Annotated in this window: 16 protein-coding genes; 6 read left to right on the top strand and 10 right to left on the bottom strand. The window is 72.8% G+C overall.

What is annotated here, in order from left to right; all coding sequences use genetic code 11:
- Positions 1–6: 6 nt before the first annotated feature.
- Positions 7–414 carry a helix-turn-helix domain-containing protein gene (locus ABZS54_RS04105; protein WP_020557069.1) on the bottom strand — a complete coding sequence of 136 codons (408 nt, stop codon included), beginning with the start codon at positions 412–414 and terminating at the stop codon, positions 7–9.
- Between the two features lie 67 nt (positions 415–481).
- Here ABZS54_RS04105 and ABZS54_RS04110 point away from each other — a divergent pair, with 67 nt between their 5' ends.
- Positions 482–1,423: an NADP-dependent oxidoreductase gene (locus ABZS54_RS04110; RefSeq protein ID WP_355530817.1), complete on the top strand. Its 942-nt coding sequence runs from the start codon at positions 482–484 to the stop codon at positions 1,421–1,423.
- Positions 1,424–1,555: 132 nt separating this feature from the next.
- Here the strand turns inward: ABZS54_RS04110 and ABZS54_RS04115 are convergent, their stop codons facing one another.
- The 7 genes from ABZS54_RS04115 to ABZS54_RS04145 all read right to left on the bottom strand — a co-directional run bounded on the left by ABZS54_RS04115 (position 1,556) and on the right by ABZS54_RS04145 (position 9,382).
- A complete protein-coding gene (locus ABZS54_RS04115) occupies positions 1,556–1,981 on the bottom strand; it encodes a hypothetical protein (RefSeq protein WP_355530819.1) in 426 nt (141 codons plus the stop codon).
- Positions 1,982–1,986: 5 nt separating this feature from the next.
- Positions 1,987–3,255: an iron uptake transporter deferrochelatase/peroxidase subunit gene (efeB, locus tag ABZS54_RS04120; protein WP_355530893.1), complete on the bottom strand. Its 1,269-nt coding sequence runs from the start codon at positions 3,253–3,255 to the stop codon at positions 1,987–1,989.
- Positions 3,256–4,394: 1,139 nt separating this feature from the next.
- Positions 4,395–6,224 carry a copper resistance protein CopC gene (locus tag ABZS54_RS04125; RefSeq protein WP_355530821.1) on the bottom strand — a complete coding sequence of 610 codons (1,830 nt, stop codon included), beginning with the start codon at positions 6,222–6,224 and terminating at the stop codon, positions 4,395–4,397.
- Positions 6,211–6,870, bottom strand: a complete 660-nt coding sequence (locus tag ABZS54_RS04130; protein WP_355530823.1) for a copper chaperone PCu(A)C — start codon at positions 6,868–6,870, stop codon at positions 6,211–6,213. Before ABZS54_RS04130 ends, ABZS54_RS04125 begins: the two co-directional genes overlap by 14 nt.
- Complete coding sequence (locus ABZS54_RS04135) at positions 6,867–7,586, bottom strand: SCO family protein (RefSeq protein ID WP_355530825.1); 720 nt, start codon at positions 7,584–7,586, stop codon at positions 6,867–6,869. The genes ABZS54_RS04130 and ABZS54_RS04135 overlap by 4 nt, the downstream gene beginning before the upstream one ends.
- A 168-nt stretch (positions 7,587–7,754) precedes the next feature.
- Positions 7,755–8,504, bottom strand: coding sequence for a YcnI family protein (locus ABZS54_RS04140; protein ID WP_355530827.1), 750 nt, complete (start codon positions 8,502–8,504; stop codon positions 7,755–7,757).
- 128 nt (positions 8,505–8,632) lie between these two features.
- Positions 8,633–9,382 (bottom strand): hypothetical protein, encoded by a 750-nt coding sequence (locus ABZS54_RS04145; RefSeq protein ID WP_355530829.1) that lies wholly within the window; start codon positions 9,380–9,382, stop codon positions 8,633–8,635.
- Positions 9,383–9,644: 262 nt separating this feature from the next.
- Here ABZS54_RS04145 and ABZS54_RS04150 point away from each other — a divergent pair, with 262 nt between their 5' ends.
- The 4 genes from ABZS54_RS04150 (at position 9,645) to ABZS54_RS04165 (ending at position 14,523) form a co-directional block, all read left to right on the top strand.
- Positions 9,645–10,085, top strand: a complete 441-nt coding sequence (locus ABZS54_RS04150) for an ATP-binding protein (RefSeq protein ID WP_355530831.1) — start codon at positions 9,645–9,647, stop codon at positions 10,083–10,085.
- A gap of 81 nt (positions 10,086–10,166) precedes the next feature.
- Positions 10,167–10,952 carry a nickel pincer cofactor biosynthesis protein LarB gene (gene larB / locus ABZS54_RS04155; protein ID WP_355530833.1) on the top strand — a complete coding sequence of 262 codons (786 nt, stop codon included), beginning with the start codon at positions 10,167–10,169 and terminating at the stop codon, positions 10,950–10,952.
- A 124-nt stretch (positions 10,953–11,076) separates the two neighbouring features.
- Positions 11,077–12,270, top strand: coding sequence for a nickel pincer cofactor biosynthesis protein LarC (gene larC, locus ABZS54_RS04160; RefSeq protein ID WP_355530835.1), 1,194 nt, complete (start codon positions 11,077–11,079; stop codon positions 12,268–12,270).
- Between the two features lie 81 nt (positions 12,271–12,351).
- Entirely contained in the window at positions 12,352–14,523 is a 2,172-nt protein-coding gene (locus ABZS54_RS04165) for a hypothetical protein (protein ID WP_355530837.1), read from the top strand.
- On the opposite strand, the gene ABZS54_RS04170 is transcribed toward ABZS54_RS04165, so the two are convergent.
- Positions 14,414–15,931 (bottom strand): glycosyltransferase family 87 protein, encoded by a 1,518-nt coding sequence (locus tag ABZS54_RS04170; protein ID WP_355530839.1) that lies wholly within the window; start codon positions 15,929–15,931, stop codon positions 14,414–14,416. The two genes, ABZS54_RS04165 and ABZS54_RS04170, sit on opposite strands and share 110 nt — an antisense overlap.
- Positions 15,932–15,980: 49 nt before the next feature.
- Complete coding sequence (locus ABZS54_RS04175) at positions 15,981–16,742, bottom strand: glycosyltransferase (RefSeq protein ID WP_355530841.1); 762 nt, start codon at positions 16,740–16,742, stop codon at positions 15,981–15,983.
- Positions 16,743–17,240: 498 nt separating this feature from the next.
- Here ABZS54_RS04175 and ABZS54_RS04180 point away from each other — a divergent pair, with 498 nt between their 5' ends.
- Positions 17,241–17,894, top strand: a complete 654-nt coding sequence (locus ABZS54_RS04180; RefSeq protein ID WP_355530895.1) for a bifunctional DNA primase/polymerase — start codon at positions 17,241–17,243, stop codon at positions 17,892–17,894.
- Positions 17,895–17,937: the final 43 nt, after the last annotated feature.

The raw sequence follows: 17,937 nt of genomic DNA on the forward strand, positions 1-17,937 counted from the left end.
CGTCCGTCAGACCGCCGCCGTTCGGCTTGCCGCCGCCTCCTCGTAGGCCAGTTGCGCCGCTGCGATCTCCTCGATGTGGCTTTCCGACCACACCCGGATCGCCTCCATCAGGCCGCTCACGCTGTCGCCGAGTTCGGTCAGCGAATACTCGACCTGTGGCGGCACCGTCGGGTGGACCGTGCGCCGGACCAAGCCGTTGCGTTCCAGGTCGCGCAGGGTCTGGGTGAGCATCTTCTTGGTGATCCCGCCCAGCCGGCGGCGCAGTTCCGCGTACCGCAGGGTTCCCGGATGCAGCGCCCCGACGACGAGCGCCACCCACTTGTTCGCGATCAGGTGCAGCACGGCCCGGGACGCGCAGTCGCTGAGATATACGTCGGCGCCGCCGAAAGGGCGCAGGTCGGGAGGGGTATGCATGAGGTACCCAGGTACCAGGAAAGTGCCTTCTTCACAAATACGTACCGGGGCGCCGATGCTTGCCCACATGACGACGAACATGATCACCGTGCATCAGGACAAGCTCGGCGGCCCGGAGGTTCTCCGGCTGATCGAGACCGCGATACCCACACCCGGACCGGGCGAGGTACTGGTCGAAGTGCGCGCCGCGGGGGTGAACCCGATCGACACCAAGATCCGGGCCGGCGGGATGTGGCTGGTACCGCCGTTCACCCTCGGCTGGGACGTTTCCGGCGTCGTCGCCGGGGTCGGCGAGGGGGTGCGGCGCTTCGAGGTCGGCGACGAGGTGTACGGCATCCCGGATTTCCCGCACCTGGCCGGCGGCTACGCGGAGTTCGTGGTGGCCTCGGAGTCGTCGTTCGCGCCGAAGCCGACCTCCCTCGACCACGTGCACGCCGCGGCTCTGCCGCTGTCCGCGTCCATCGCGTGGCAGGCCCTGGTCGAGGGCGCGCGGATCGGGCCCGACCAACGGGTGCTGATCCACGCGGCGGCGGGCGGCGTCGGACACCTGGCGGTACAGATCGCCAAGTCCCGGGGCGCGTACGTGATCGGCACGGCGAGCGCGGCCAAGCACGAACTGCTGCGCGGGCTGGGGGTGGACGAGGTCGTGGACTACACGAGCACCGACTTCGGCACGGCGGTCCGCGACGTCGATGTCGTCTTCGACCTGATCGGCGGCGACTACGAGGACCGCTCGCTGCCCACGCTCCGCCCCGGCGGCCTCCTGCTCAACATCACCAACCCGCCCGCCGCCGACGCCACGGCGGCCAAGGCCGAGGCGGCGGGCCGCCGCGGGATCACGTTCGACCTGGACCCCAACCCCGAACGCCTGGCCCTGATCGCCGAGTCGGTGGACGCCGGCCACCTGCGCCCGATCGTCACCGAGACCTTCCCGTTGACCGAGGTGGTCAAGGCACACGAACTGGCCGAGGCGAACCGCACCACCGGCAAGATCGTGCTGATCCCCTGAGCCCGGCCGGGGAAACGCGAAGCCCGGTCCGCGCACCGCGAAGCCCGGTACTCCCGCCGCGAAGCCCGGTACTCCCGCCGCAGCCGGCCGGGGTGCCGGGCGTCGACCAAAGGCGTCCGGCTCGGCGGCGCCCTACTCGGTGATCTCGATCGTGCCCGCCATCCCGGTGCCCACGTGATACATGCAGTTGAACGTGTACGAGCCCGCCCGGCCGAAACTCAGCTTGATGTCCTGGGACTTGCCGCCCTCGGACGGCGCGACCGGCGAACCGCCGGGCAGGATCATCTGGTGCGGGGTGATCCCGGTGTCCGCCAGAGTGATCACCAGCGGGCCGGTCCGGGCGCGGATCACCGACGGTGAGAAGCGCAGCTTGTCGTCCACCCGCAACTCGATCCGCTGCACCCCGTCGGCGCCCAGCGCCGCGACGCCCTCGGACGCCGCGGCGGTCGCCTCGGCCTCGCTCATGTACGAACCGGGCCCGCCCTCCGCCCCCCAACTCCCGCAGCCGGTGAGCAGCAGCGGCAGGGCCAGTGCCCCGACCAACCATCGACGCCGCATCGGACTCAGCCCTCCAACAGGGATTGACCGACATACCCGCCCGGGGCGCAGCCCGGCGGGATCACGAACAGCGCGCTCGCCTCGTGCCGCAGGAACGGGGACAGCGCGTCGCCGCGGGCCAGCTTGCGCTGGATCGGCACGAAGCCGTCGTCGGGATCGTGCTGCCACGCGACGAACAGCAGTCCGGCGTCCGGCGCGCCGTCCGTGCCGAACCCGTCGTGGTAGGAGTAGCCGCGCCGCAACATCGTCGCCCCCCGGTTGAACTCCGGTGCCGCGACCCGCATGTGGGCGTTCGCGGTGATCACCAGTTCGCCGTCGGGGCCACGCTTGCCGAAGTCGGCGGCGCTGTGTTCGCCGCCGCCGGTCAGCGGTGCGCCGGTGTCCTTGGCCCGGCCGATCACCCGCTCCTGGTGGGCCTTGTCGAGGCCGTCCCAGGCGTCGAGCAGCATCCGGATCCGGCGGAAGACCACATACGTACCGCCGGTCGACCAGTCCTGTTCGGGGCCGGCGGCGGTGGTGACGAAGATCTTCTCGTCGAACTTCGGGTCGGCCGGCTTCGGATTGTTGCTGCCGTCGATCTGGCCCATCAGGTTCCGGTGCGTCATCGGCTTGGCGGTGGCCCCAGGCGAGCGGGCGAAGCCATTCATCTGCCAGCGGATCCGGGCCACCCCCTTGGCCAGCTTCTGCAGCGCCCGGACCGCGCCGAAGGCGACCAGACCGTCGTCCGCGCACACCTGGACGAACAGGTCACCGTCGCTGCGGGCCGGGTCCAGCGCGTCGTCCGGGAACGGCGGCAGCGGTTTGAGCGCGGCGGGCCGCTTGGCGGCGAGCCCCACCTTGTCGAACAGGGCGGCGCCGAAGCCGAAGGTGACCGTCAACGAGCAGGCCCCCGCGTCCGCCGCCACGTGGTCGTCGCCCGCCACCGGTCGGCCCGAGGTCAGCTGTGCGGCCGCGTCCGACCAGCGCCGCATCAGTGCGGCGACCGCGGCTCGGTCCGCACCGGGTTCCAGGTCCCAGCCCAGGAACACGCCCTTGGCCTGGGCCGGCGTGGTGATGCCGGCCTGATGTTTCCCGTGAAACGGCACGCTGGTCGCGCCGACGTGGGTCAGCGCCGGGCCGGCCTCGCCGTCGGACTCGCCCGCAAACGCGGCCGCGCCGCCGGCCGCACCGACCACCAGGCCGCCCGCGCCGGCCGCGCCCGCGACACCGACGAAGCGGCGGCGCGAGACGGCGGAACCGCTGCTCGCTCGATCGGAGGATTCCGGGCTGCTCATCACGTCGTCCTTCGCAGGTTCCAGCGGCTTGCGGGCGCCCTCGGCGTCACGCTCACCGTCCATCTCGTCCATCTCGTCCACCACGTCGACGCCGGCCGGCACCGCCGGGGACGACCCCCGGCGCACCACCACGACCAGCGCGAGCGCCGCACCCAGGCCGGCGCCGAGCACCAGCACGGTCAGCGCCCGGTCCAACACGAGCCCGCCCGCGAACGGCGACGACGAGCGCCACAGCACCGGCAGGTCGTAGCCGGCCACCCGCAGCGCCAGCACGCCGAGCGCCGGCGCGGTCAACCACGCGCCGCCCACGCGATTGCGGACCAGCAGCACCGCACCCGCGACCGCCACCGCCGCGGACAACATTTGCAGCAGATTGCCCGCGAAGAACGCACCCGCCCAGGCGCCGAGACCGCCGGCCCGGGCCGCCGCGACCAGCGCCAGGTGCAGCACGCTCGCCGCTGCCACCACGCCCGCGAGTACGCCGTATCCGCGCAGGGCCCGACGACGGACCGGCCGCAGCCACACCGCCGCGAGCACCACCAGCGCGAGCCCGATCGACCCGACGATGCCCGGCCAGGGGCTGGGCCCGGGCAACCAGCGCAGTTCTCCGGTGGCGGCCAGCTCACGGTCGCCGATCCGGATCGGCACGGTCCAGGTGGAGATCCGCTGCGCGCGGTCCGGATCGGCCATCACTCGCGGTGGCAGCCGCTGCTGCACGATCCAGTGCACCCGCTGGTCGTACCAGCGGGCCACCGGCTCGGCGGAGATCCGGTGCCACTGCGGGGCGCCGGTCGGTTGTAGGTTCGCCTTCTCGTCGACCGAACCCCATCGCTCGCTGCTGAGCTGCACGGCGGGTGACTGGCGGTTCTCGAACACCCCGCCCCGGCCGATCCGCAGGAACGGCTCGCTCATGTACCCGAGCACGATCACGTCCTGCGGACCGGTGTTGCGCACCTCGAGGCGCGCGCCGTTCTCGATCACCTTCACCGTCAGCCCCGGGTCGAGCTCGCTCGGCGAGGTCATCACGGTGTGGAAATTGCTCGGCCCCTGGCCGGACAGGTCCTGCGCGAACGCGCTGTTCGTCGGGGTCAGGCAGGCCAACACCCCGACGAACAGCAGCACGAGGCGGCGTACGTGCCTCACTTGACCTCCACGGGCACCGTCACGGTGATGCGATCGACATCGGAGGTACGGATCGCGAAGGACAACTCCCAGCGCCCGGCCATCGGCATCGACAGATCGCCGAGCCAGTGTCCGGGACCGCCCCGGCGCACCTGCACGTCCGCGCCGTCGATGCCCTTGCCGGGCAGCGCCATCGACACGGTCAGCTCTTCCACCTCACGGATCTGCCCGATCGGATCGGAGAGGTAGATGTGCAGTTCGTTGGGACCCACCCGGGCCGGGTCGACGGTGACGTCGAGCCTGCCCTTGCCCGCCGCGCCACCGGCGTCGAACGGGACGGTGCGACTGACCGGGCCCACCGCCTCGGACTGCTTGCGCTCGTGCGCGGTGCGGCCGGGTTCGGTGTCGGTGAGCACCGTGGTGACCCCCAACACGGCGATCGCCAGCGCGGCCTCGATCGCGACCGCCTTGCGCAGCACGGCCCACTTCGGGCCGCCCCTTGTGCCCTTGCCGGCCGTGCTCTTGCCGAGTGGGGATTTGCCGGCCGTCCCCAGTTGTCGCATCAGCCAGCGCCGGGAGACCCACGCACCGGCGAGCATGAGCAGCACCAGGTCGACCTTGAAGACCAGCAGCAGGCCGAACGTGGTGTCGAACAGCGCGGCGAAGGAACCCACCTGTCGCCAGCTCGCGTACAACCCGGTCGCCACCAGCGCGCACACCGCGACGAACGCGGTCCGGGAGAAGATCCGCACCGTCGGCACGTCCAGGCCCGCCTCCGGCGCCGGCTCGCCCGGCCGCACGATGAGGGTGACCACGACGGCGAGGCCGCCCAGCCACGTGGACATCGCGAGCAGGTGCAGCGTGTCCGCGGCCATGGCCGCTTCCACCTGACGACCCACGGACGCGTGGTCGGCGATCGGCCAGGTGATCGCGATCGCGGTGCACAGCACGGCCCAGACGCCGGTCAGGATGTGCCGGGTGCGGCCGGCCGTGTCAGCGAGCGAGGCGATCAGCCAGCCGAGCAGTGCGCCGGCCGCGCCGAGCAGCAGCACCCGCGCGGCGATCGCCTTACCCAGCTTGGTGTCCAGCGTCGCGCGCAGCACGTCGGCGTCGAAGGCCGAGGACAGGCCCAGACCGGAGGCGTTCGGGCCGTGCAGCATCAGCACCGCGAGCGAGGACAGCAGCAGCCCACCCCACGCGCCGGACAACAGCAGCCAGACCCGGAATCGGCCGATCGCGGCGGGTCGGGCGATCAGCAGGAACAACACCGCGCCACCGAGCACCGCGAAGGACAGGTAGGCGACCCCGGTCGCGGCCCGCTCCAGCACGTCGGTCGCGGTGGAACCCTGGTCGGCCAGGTCGGAGACCCGCACACCGCCGGAGGCCTGGCCGATGTTGAAGGTGAACGCGCCCGAGATCGGGTGCGAGTCGGCCGAGACCGCGCGCCAGGCGACCGTGTAGGTACCGGTGGGCAGGCCGCCGCGCAGCGGGGTGACCACGCTGGTGTCGCCGTCCGGACCGTGCTTGGCCTGGTTGTTGTCGACCCGGGTGCCGGCCGGGTCGAACACCTTGACCCCGCCGAGTCCGATCTCCACGCCCTCGCTGAACCGCAGCGTGACCGTCGCGGGCGCGGTCGACAGGGTCGAGCCGGACGCCGGGTTGGACGACTCCAGGACGGCATGCGCCGACGCCGCCCCGGCCCCGCCGAGCACGAGCGCGGCGAGCAGCAGGGGCAGCGCGAGCAGCCACGCGAGCGCACGGCGGCCGGGCCCGCCGGCCGCTCGGGCCGAGGACGGGGGCGGTGCCGGGACGGCGGCCGGGCGGCCGGCCGGGTCAGTGACCCGCATGGCCCGGGTGGTCCGCGGCGGGTGCGGCCGACTCCGGGGCCGACGCCGTCCCGGAAACCGGCGCGGCCGGTGCGGTCGGCGCGGTCGAGGCGGGCGTGCCCGCGGTCGGCGCGTCCCCGGGGCGTTCGGTCACCCCGAGCACGGGCACCTGGACGGTGACCGACCCGGTGTGCTGGAAGGTCAGCGTGAGCGGCACGGTGTCGCCCTTCCTCACGGCCCTGTTCGGGTTCATGAACATGATGTGGTTGCCGCCGCGGGCCAGCACACCCTTGCCGTGCGCGGGCACGTCCAGACCCGGGATGTGCTGCATCGAGTTGCCGCTGGTCTGGTGCAGCATCACCTCGCCGGACAGCGGGCTGGCCACCGACAGCAGCCGGTCGGCGGTGTCGCCGTCGTTCTGCACGATCAGGTAGCCCGCTGCGACGTCCGCCGACGAGGGCTGCGGGATGTACGGGTCGACGATGCGCAGTTGCGGGGTGCCCTTGGCGGCGCCCGCGTTCGCCGGCGCGGCGGCCTTGCGGTCGGCGGAGTCGGAGGAGCCGGAGCCGGAGTCGGCGCATGCCACCAGCACGCCGCCGATCCCGAGCGCCAGCACGCCGCCGACGGCGAGCGGTACGGCCTTGCGAGGGAGGGGGAAGAGCTTCACTTCTTGGCGTCCTCGGGGTGGATCAGCAGCGGCAGATCATGCGCGAAGTCGTCGGAGGAGTTCCCGTTCGGGGTGCCGTCCGGGAGCAGTCCGCTGCTCGCGCTGTACATGACCGGCCCCTCGTTGTTGGGGGCGAAGGCGATCACCTGCGTGCCGTGGGTGCTCACGACCTTGCCGTCCGGGCCGGTGGTGGGCGGCTCGATGGAGACCCCGACCTGGCGCGCGGCGGCCTGGATCTTGTCGAACGGGCCGGTCAGGCCGACGAAGGACTTGTCCAGCGAGTCGAGCCACTCGCGCAGCGCCGCCTGGGTGTCGCGCTCCGGGTCGGTGGTCACGAAGACCACGTCGACGGTGGCCCGGTCCTGCGCGGGCAGCTTGCCGAGCGCACGGACGATGTCGCCCATGACCGTGGGGCACGCGTCCGGGCAGTGGGTGTAGCCGAAGTACAGCAGGGTGGTGCGCCCGGCGGTCTTGGCCCGGAAGTCGTACGGCTGCCCGGAGGTGTCGGTCAGGGTCAGCTCCGGCTTGCTCCACGGCGGGTCGACGGCGATGCCCTTGTACTTGGAGTTCGCCTCGCGCACCTTCACCGGCGCGCCGTTGTCGGATTTGTCGGAGTCGCCGCACCCGGTGGCCAGGAGCAGCCCGGCCGCGACCAGCGCGGCGAGGCGAAGACCGGTGCGGCGGGCCCGGCCGAGGGACTGCGTTGCGTTGCTCATCGTTCTCCAGGTCGTTGCTGCCGAGGGCTCGTACCCGACGCGTGCGGCGTCGGCGCGGGCCCGGTGGCCCGGGTGCGGGCACCGATGGGGTCGGTGTGCACACCCGGGCCGGGAAGTTCGCACCCGAAACCGTGGCAAAGACCGCGGCCCGAGGCGGGACCACGCGGATCAGGCGGAGGTGCTCCGACGCGACGCGCGCAGGACGGCGAACACACCGGCACCCAGACCCAGTACGCCGACCACGATGCCGACCACGCCGAGCGTGCGGGCGGTCGAGTCGTCGCTCTCGTCCTCGGCGACTGCGGCGACGGACGCCTTGGCCTCGGTCGAGGGCTTGGCCGAGGCGGTGGTCGGTGTCGTGCCGGCGCCCGCCTTGGCGGTGAGCTTGAGGGTCGGCGCCGGGTACTGCGGCTCCTTGCCGTCCGGACCGGGCAGGTCGATCCAGCGCACGACCTCGCCGCTGTCGTAGGTCTGCACGGCCTTGAAGACGAGCTTGTCGGTGTCGGTGGGCAGCTTGCCCATGGACACCTCGAACTCCTCGAACGTGCCCGGGTTGACCCGGGTGCCCGCGTCCGCGGTCCAGGTGATCTTGGAGACCACCTCGGTGAGCGGCTTGCCGTGGTTGTCGATCGGGGTGGCGAGCTTGGTCTTCTCGACCTCGGCCTTCCAGCCCGGCATCGCCCGGGTCTGCACCGAGGTGAGCGGCTTGTCGGCGGGCAGGGTGACCTCGAGCTTGGTGGTCCCCGCGTCGTCGCGCTCGTTGGGGACCCGGAAGGCGACCTTGGCGTAGGAGCCCTGGTCCGCAGTGCCGGGCTGCACGCTCACGTGCGCGGAGGCCGAGCCCGCGAAGACGAGGATGCCGGCGCCGGTCGAGGCGGCCAGCACGGACAACCGGCGGCGCGTGGGGGTCATGGTCATGGGGTGTCTGCTCCATGGGTGATCCGGCCGAGGGCACACGGGGTCGGCCTCGGTTCGGGAGGGGACGGCGGGAGGGCGGACGCGCGCCACTGCCGATCCGCCACCCGTTCGAGCGGGATCACACGGGATCAGCAGGCGAGCGCGTACTCCGCCGGCGGGCCGCGCCGGGTCACCGCATGCCGAAGCAGCGTCTGATGAGTGGTCAGGTCCGGCTCCGCGCCGGTCCGCCGGGCCCGACCCGCCGGCTCGGCGGCCGGGATCACCAGGCCACACAGCACCGCGAGCACCACGCGCAGCGGCGCTTTGGCCAGTTCGATCAGGGCGAACAGCGCGGCTTCGCCGCGCCGCAGCCACCAGCCGGTGAGCAGGGCCGCCACGAGGTGCGCGCACACCATGCCGGTGCCGCCGTCCAGCAGCATCGGGCCCGAGCCGGACATGTGGTGGTGCCCGCCCGACGCCGGAGCCGGGAACAGCGCGGGATCCACCCGCGCGGTGCGGATGATCTGCTCGGACGTCCAGCCCGAGGGCAGCAGGATGTGTCCGGCCGAGTCGCGCGGGCCGCACAGCAGTCGGTCCAGCAGGGCGCTCGTTCCCGAGCCGCCGGGGCCTGCCGAGCCGGTCGGCGTGCCGGTGCTCGCGGCGGTGGCGAACAGGGAGTGCAGCGCGAGTTGGCCCACCGCGAGCAGCGCGGTGATCGAGCCGAGCGAGCGTTGGCGACCGGCGCCGGCGAAGGCCGAGACGAACACCACGCCGAAGCCGGCGATGGGTGCCCACAGCGGCAGTGGCGCGCTCGACATCCACGCGTGACCGCATGCCGCAAGCGCGGCGCAGACCGCCGCGAACACGGCGGCGCGCACAGCGCGGAAAGGTACGGACACGGCCTGCATGACGACCCATCGTCTCATCGCGCGACAGCCCCCTGTGCCCGGGGCCGACAACGGCAGCCGGCCGCCGCCGCCGACCCGACGCCGACCGGGCGGGCAGGTGGTGTCCCCGGGATGCGGCCGAACGAATCGTCTTCACGGACTATTGACGACCGATCAAGTGATGTGCGCATACCGGGACCGACCGGCGGCAATAAAAACAGGTGTGTCATCCGCCGGATTCAGCCGGACTCCCAGAGAAGTCGAAAGGCCGCTCATGGACATGAGGTGGACTGTCCACCTGCCACGGGATACGGCGAGCGTGCCGATGGCGCGCAGGCTTTTGGTCGGCGCGATGGAGACTGCGGGGGTGGATCGCGAGATCGCGATGGAGATCGGCCTCGCACTGTCCGAGGCGTGCGCGAATGTGGTGGAGCACGCCCGAGGTGGCCCATATTCGGAATATCAGATTCGTGCGGGTATTACCGGTGACTGTTGTCGGGTCGAGATCATCGACGGCGGCCCGGGTTTTCCGCCCGATCGGCTGCGCGGGTCGGCGGTGACGGTCGGCCCGGGCGCGGAGAACGGCCGCGGGCTGATGCTGATCCGGGCGATGACCGACCACGTGCAGCTCAGCAACCATCCCCGGCGCGGGGCGGTGCTGCGCTTCGAGAAGACGCTGCGCTGGCGCAAGGACGCGTTGGTCCCGGTGTCGTGATCGGTGGGCGAGCGGGCCGGCGCCGGTCCCGAACGGCCGTGCCGGACTGAGCCGTTCCGGTGGAAGGTTACGATCGGGGGAGTGGACCGGGCCGAGTTACGGGAATTGCTCGACCGCGTGGCTGCCGGCGAGGCGGGCGTGGACGAGGTTCTCGACGATCTCGTGCGCGGGCCCGCAGCGGGTTTCGCGGACCTGGGATTCGCCCGGATGGACACCCATCGGGAACTGCGCACCGGTGATCCCGAGGTGGTCTTCGCGGCCGGCAAGACCCCGGAACAGACCGTCGCGCTCTTTCGCCGACTGCGCGAGACGAGTCGGCGGCCCGCGTTCGCCACCCGGGCCTCGGCGGCCGTGGTCGACGCGGTGCGCGCGGCGTTTCCCGGCGAGGCGTACACCGACGACGCCGGCACCTGCGTTGCGGTGGGCACGCCGCCGGCGACCCGCGGCCTGGTCCGGGTGGTCTCCGCGGGCACCTCGGACGCGGCAGTGGCGGGCGAGGCCGCGTTCACCGCGCGCCTGTACGGCGCCGAGGTGGAGCGGATCGAGGACGTGGGCGTGGCCGGCATCCATCGGCTGCTCGCGGTGCACGCCGAACTCGACGCGGCGGACTGTCTGATAGTGGTCGCCGGCATGGAGGGCGCGCTGCCCAGCGTGGTGGCGGGCCTGGTTTCGGTGCCGGTGCTCGCGGTGCCCACCAGCGTGGGCTACGGCGCGTCCTTCGGCGGCCTCGCGGCGCTGCTGGCGATGCTCAACTCGTGTGCGCCCGGGGTCGCGGTGTGCAACATCGACAACGGCTTCGGGGCAGGCGTGTTCGCGGCCCGGGTGGCGCGGTCCGCACAGGCGGACCGGCCCGACACGGCGCCGTAACCAAGCGCGCACCGAAGCACGAGAACAGCCAAACGCAAGAAAGCGGTCGGTTTCGGTCGCTTCGTCGTTTTCCCGGCAGGGTCCCCCGTCGGCTGCCACAGTGGCCGCGACGGGAGGTATCCGCTTGGCCATCGCATGGTTCCAGTGCCAGGCCGGTGCGAGCGGCGACATGCTGCTCGGGGCCCTGATCGACGCCGGCGCCCCGCTGGAGGCCGTCCAGCAAGCCGTCGACGCGGTGGGCGTCGAACCGATTCTGATCACCGCCGAACGCACCGATCGACACGGGATCGCCGCGACCCGGGCCGGGGTCAAGACCGTGCACAGCCACGTGCATCGCACCTGGAACGACGTCCGCGACCTGCTCGATCGGGCCGATCTGGCCGAACCCGTGCATGCCCGGGCACACGACGTGTTCGGTCGTCTCGCGCACGCCGAGGCCCGCGCGCACGGATGTCTGCCCGAGGAGGTGCACTTCCACGAGGTCGGCGCGCTGGACGCGATCGCGGACGTGGTCGGCACCTGCACGGCGCTGCACGCACTGGGCGTCGAGGACGCGGTCGGCTCGCCGGTCGCGCTGGGCAGCGGCAGCGTCCGGGCCGCGCACGGCGTCCTGCCGGTGCCGGTGCCGGCCGTGCTCGAACTGATGCGGGTGGCCGCAGCCCCGGTGTACGCGGGCCCGGCCCCGTACGAGATGTGCACGCCCACCGGCGCGGCCCTGCTCACCTCGGTGTGCCGGACCTGGGGGCCGATGCCGGCCCTGCGGATCACCGCGGCCGGGACCGGCGCGGGCAGCCGTCGGGTCGAGGAGGTGCCCAACATCCTGCGGGTCGTACTCGGCGAGCGGCACGAAGCACAACGGGTGCAACCGACCGGCGAGGACGTCTTGATCGAGACCAACGTGGACGATCTCGACCCGCGCCTGTGGCCGGCGGTGTTGAGCAAGCTGCTCGCGATCGGCGCGGGCGACGCGTGGTTGGTGCCGATTCTGATGAAGAAGGGCCGCCCCGCCCACACGCTGTGCGTGCTGGTCCCGGCGGACCGGGTGGACGCCGCGTTGCACACGGTGTTCGTGGAGACCTCGACGATAGGGGCACGGATCGTGCCGGTGGCCAAGCGCGCGCTGGCCCGCGAGTTCGGCACGGTACGGGTGGAGGGGCTGCCGGTGCGGGTCAAGACCGCGATGTTCGACGGCAGGGTGGTCAACGCCCAGCCGGAATACGAGGACGTGGCCGCCGTGGCGGCGTCGCTGGGCCGACCGGTGAAGGTGGTGATGGGAGCGGCGACCGCGGCGGCGTACGCGGCCGGACTGTTGCCCTGAATGTGGCAGCGGGGCGCGCCGCATAGCCTGGGGCGATCATCCGTCCCCGTGTAGGCCGCGTACGTCGAGGAGCAGGCACCCGTGATCGCTCGTCCCCTCCGGTTGCTGCTCGCGCTGCTCACGGCGGTGGTCGCGTTGTCGGCGCTGCCCGGCTCGGCCGGCGCCGCGCCCGCCCGCGCGGCCGCCGCCGACCATGTCGTGCTGCTCGGGATCCCGGGCCTGACCTGGGCCGACATCGATGCCGGACGCACTCCGGGCCTGGCCGCCCTGGCCGGGCACGCGACCTCGGCCGCGATGTCGGTGCGCACCGTGCATCCGCGCGCGTGTCCCGTCGACGGGTGGCTCACCACGGGTGCGGGCGCCCGCTCCACGGATGTCCGCACCAGTGCCAAGAGCGCCGAGCCGTGCGCCGAGCCGCTGCCGCCGACCCTGGCCCCGGACGGCGCGGCGACGGTGGCGAACATGCGCGCGATCGTCAAGCGCAACGAGAAGTTCGGCTACAACCCCGGGTACGGGCAACTGGCCGCCTCGGTTGTCGAGCACGGCGGAGCGGTCACCTCGGTCGGCCCCGGCGCGGCCTACGCGAGCGCCGACCCGACCGGTCGGGTGCGTGGCGCCTACCTGCCGGACCCGACCGCCGTGGACACCGCGTCGATCGAGCGCTCCGCGCTGACCCTGGTCGACCTCGGCGGCCTGACCGGACCCGGCGTCGACCGCGCCGAGCGGCTGCGGGTGGTGGACGCGCAGGTGGCCCGGATCGCTGCCGCGCTGCCGCCGCGCACCCAACTCGTGGTGGCCGGCCTCGCCGACGACACCGGCACCCCGCACCTGCGCGCGCTCCTGGTGAGCGGCACCGGCACCGCGTCGGGAACGACGTTCGCCTCCGGCTATCTGACCGCGACCTCGACCCGCAACGACGGCCTGGTCCAGCTCACCGACCTGGCCCCGAGCCTGCTCGCGCCACTGGGCATCGATGCGCCGAGCGCGCTGGTCGGCGCGGTGTACACCCGGGTGGCCGGCCCGTCCGGCAGCGCCGCGATCGACGAACTGCGCCTGTTCGACGCGGGTGCCCAGGCTTCGCGCACGGTGCGCGAGGTCTGGTACTTCTTCACCTGGCTCACCCTGCTGCCGATCGTCTGCGCGGCGATCGCGCTGTGGCTCGCGGTGCGATTCGGCCGCAGCGGTCGGATTCGGGCCCGGGGCACGGTGATCCGCGCCGCGACCGTGATCGGGGTGTTCTTCGGCGCGGTTCCCGGCGGGTCGTTCCTGGTCGGTCTGCTGCCGTGGGAGCAGGCCGGCGACCCGGCCTGGACGCTGCTCGGACTCACCGTCGCGTTCGCCGCCGTGCTCGCGGCCCTCGCCCTGCTCGGCCCCTGGCGCAGGCACCCGTACGGCCCGGCTGGCGTGGTCGCCGCGGCCACGGCGGTGATCCTGGCCGGCGACGTGATGGTCGGCTCACCGCTCCAGCTGAATACCCTGTTCGGGCTGTCCCCGCTGGTCGCGGGCCGGTTCTACGGCTTCGGCAACGTCGCCTGGACGATCTTCGCGATGGCCGTGCTGCTCGCGGTCGGGTGGCCAGTGGGCCGGTTGCTCGCCGCCGACCGCCGGCGTGCGGCGATCGTGGTGCTCTCGGCGGTGGGCGCGGTCGCGGTGGTGGCCGACGGATGGCCCGCCTTCGGCAGCGACTTCGGTGGCGTGCTCGCGCTGATCCCGGGCCTGGCGGTGCTCGGCCTGCTCCTGACCGGCACCCGGATCTCGTGGGCCAAGGTCGGCCTGGTCGGTCTGGGCGCGGTGGTGGTGATCGGCACCATCGCCGTGCTGGACTGGCGTCGCCCGGCGGCGAGCCGTTCGCACCTGGGCCGGTTCGTGCAGGAAGTCGTCGACGGCGACGCGGGGGACACGCTGCACCGCAAGATCATGGGCAACCTGCACTCGTTCACTACGCCGTTCACGCTGATCATCCCGGTCGTGTTCGTGCTGCTCATCCTCGCCGTGCGCGACCCGGCGAAGTGGCGTGCGCCGGCCCTGGCCCGGTCTTTCGAGGCGGTGCCGTGGCTGCGCTCGACGCTGATCGCGTGCTGGCTGACCGCGGTGGTCGGCTACGCGGTGAACGACTCCGGCATCCAGATCCCGGCGGTCGCGCTCACGATCGCGGCACCCCTGGCGATCGCGGTGATCGCGGCCGAGACGGGTTCTCGAACCCGGCCGGCGTTTGAGAACCCGCCTCGGGAAGCCCGCCCGCGCGTCGACTGACCAGCACCGCCGCGACCAGGATCGCCGCGCCCGCCCACGGGCCGACGGTGCCGCGCAGGGTGCGTTGGAGGGTGTCCACCGCGTCCGGCAGTGGGATCACCCGGCCCGGGACGTACGCGCACACCAGGAGCGTGCTGCGGGCCAACAGCAGCCCGTCGAGCGCGGAGGGTGCGAGCAGCACGAGCGGTGCCCAGGCCGCGACGTCGTACCAGGGCAGGCTGTACGGCGTGGTCAGCAGCCAGGCCAGGGACAACAGCGCAGCCGCCGCAGCGCTGTCGCGCAGCACGTGCGCCATCGCCGCGGGCCGGGCCCGGGCGGCCGTTCGGGCCAGCAGCCACACCACCAGCGCGGCCAGCAGCCAGCCCAGCAGGCCGATCAGCGAGCGGGCGGTGTCGTGGCCGACGGCCGACTCCAGCGGTTTCAGCACGAGGCGCAGCGGCACCGCGAGCGAGACCAGTTTGGTGTTCTCGCGCATTTGATCGAACGCGCCGAAGCCCACCGGCAGATAGGTCGCGATGCCGACCACGAGCGCCGACCCGATCATCGCGGCGAGCGCACGCGGTCGCCCGCGCAGGCCCCAGGCCAGGGCCAGTACGTACAGCCCGAGCGAGATCTTCGCCGCGCAGGCCAGGCCGACCAGAACACCCGCGAGCACGGGGGAGCGGCGCACCGCGAGCAGCGCGCCCACCGCGAACACCAGCGCGAACGCGTCCAGGTGGCCGGCGCCCACCGCCACGAACAGCAGCAGCGGATTGAGCGACCACAGGATCGCCACCCGGGCCCGGGCGATGCGATCCGGGCCGGCCGCGCGCTGGAGCAGCAGCCCGGTCAGCACGAAGGCGGCCGCCCCGAGCAGGGTCAGCACCAGCACGATCGTATGCACCGAGGTGCCGCCGATCCGGGCCGCGAGCCACTGCTCCGCGGTGGCCACCGGCCCGTACACGGACGGCACGTCGGTCCACGGCGCCTCGACCGCGACGCCGACCGGATCCCCCTCCCGCACCAGCGTCGCGGCGGTGTCCCGGTACGGGTCGCCGCCGGTGGCCGCGAGTCGGCCGTACGCGGCGTAGACCAGGTGGTCGGCCGAGCCCATCGGCGGTACGCACACCACCGCGAGCGCGGCCACCGCGCCGCCGAGGGTGAGCCGACCGGGGTCCGGTGCCCAGCCACGGCCCAGTGCGCGCAGCGCCAGGGCGAGGCCGATGGCGCCCATCAGGGCCGCCGTGAGCAACAGGCCGGTCGCCAGCCCCGCGGCAGGACGGGCCTCGAAGTGGTACGGCGGCAACCACGACGGCCCACCTGGCAGCGGCGGCTGCGCGGCGGAGGGCCCGAGCAGGCCGGTCAGCACGACCAGGGCGATCGCAAGCACACACAGGCCGAGCGCGAGCGTCCCAAACGGGTGTTCCACGTGAAACATCGACGGGCGACGCGTCGCGGCGGGCCGTGCCGCCATCGGTTCAGCCACGACCGCGGATCGCCCCGGGCAACGCCCCGGCCGCGCCTCGCTCGGCCAATGCCCGAGCCACGTGCGCGTACTGCCGGGCCCGATGGCGCTGCGCGGCGAAGTCCGTGCCGGTCACCCGGTGGTGCAGCTCGACCTCGACCTCCTCGACCGGGAAGCCCTTGCGGACCAGGTCGATGGTCAGCCCGGTCTCGACGCCGAAGCCGGCCGCGAGCGGCAGCGCCGCCTCGAACGCCGCCCGGGTCAGAGCGCGCTGGCCGGAAAGCGGCTGCGTCGCGGTGAACCCGCAGGCGCGGGCGATCCCGTCCCGGGCGGCCCGGACCACGAACCCGTGTCCGCCCCCGGCGCGCAGCTGCGGCGGCAGCACCGCGATGGTCATCGCGGCCGTCCCGGACCGCACCGAGTCGATCAGCGGAGCCGCAGCGGCGGCCGTGTGCTCCAGGTCGGCGTCCAGGAACAGCAGATGGCGCGGCCGGCCTCGGGCCTCGCGCTCGTCGATCGCGGCCACCACGGCGGCCCCGGTCTCCATCGCGCCCGCCTTGCCGCGGTTGCGCCCGTGTCGGGCGACCACGGCTCCCGCCGCCCGGGCCGCGGCAGCGGTCTCGTCCCGCGAACCGTCGTCCACCACCACCACGAGGTCCACGCCTGCGATCGATCGCGCCGCCTCGACCGTGGCCGAAATTCGTTGTGCCTCGTCGTATGCCGGGATCACCACGGCCGTGTCGCCGGTCGGTGTGCCGGTCGTGTGCTCCGCCATGGCGTGATCCTACGAGCCGACCCGGATACCGGCCGATTCCACCCGTCCTGCCCAACGACGCGGCGCGGCGGCGTGAAGGTCACCGGCGTTGGGGGTACAACGGAAGGGAGCCACATCGCGGGTATGCTCCAGGATCCTGTGATCGCGGTCTCGTGAGATCTGCGGAACCTCCGAGGGCCGGCCGTTCGTCGTCCTCGGTGAGGAGTGCTGGAACAGGGCGCGGCGTCGCATCCGACGCGGTGTCTCCCCAGGCAGAGACCAACAGACCCAACCGCAGCGCAAACCGCAGCAATGGATGGCACAACGGTCCGCTCGGGAGCCCCCATCTCCCGCCCGAGGCCCGATCCGCGAGGGCAACACCCGTACCGGGCGCCGTAATTCGCCACCCCTGCGCCACCTCGCGCCATGTGCCGCCAAGCGGCCTCGTCATGGTCGGCTGCGGAGTACCTGAGTGTCACGCATAGTGCTTCCACGTTCACGGAAAGGAACGAGCGCATGCTGCGCGAGATCCTCGGAAGACGACGGAGGGAACGCACCGCATTGATGTCGGCCGTGCTGACGTGTGCGAGATGGCGCTGGCCGGTGGTTCCCGGCGTCGGATACGACCGCTGGTCGGGCGTGTGTCGTTGTGGTGCGACCGATTGTCGCGTGCCGGGCGCCCATCCGGGTGAACCTCCCCTGCTCGCGGCCACATGTGACGAACGCATGGCGTGCTGGTGGTGGCAACAGACCCCCGACGCGTCGGTGATCCTGGCGACGGGTGGGCGGGTGGCGGCATTGAGTGTGCCGTCGGAAGCCGGTGCCCGCTCGCTCGACCAACTCGCCCGGCTCGGTGTGCGTACCGGTCCGGTCGTTGCCGCGCCGGGCCGCTACGCGTTCCTGGTTGAGCCATACGAGTTGGACGAACTGGGTGAGTTGCTGGACCGATACGGCCTCGATCGGTACGGCACGGTGCCCTCGACCCTGCGCTTCCACGGCGACGGCGGCTATCTCGCGCTGCCGCCGTCCCGGGTGCAGGGTGGCCTGTTGCGCTGGGCCCGACCACCGGCGCCCTCCGGGGATCCGACGGCCGGCGGACCGTGGTTGCCGGGTGTGGCCGACCTGGTCCGCACGCTCGTGGACACCTGCCAACACGCCGGGCCCAGGGCCTGAGCGAGACGCGCCGTCACGCAATGGAGTGATCGTTGTGGCGTAA

It is taken from the genome of Embleya sp. NPDC005575, assembly GCF_040605455.1.
Taxonomy (GTDB): domain Bacteria; phylum Actinomycetota; class Actinomycetes; order Streptomycetales; family Streptomycetaceae; genus Embleya.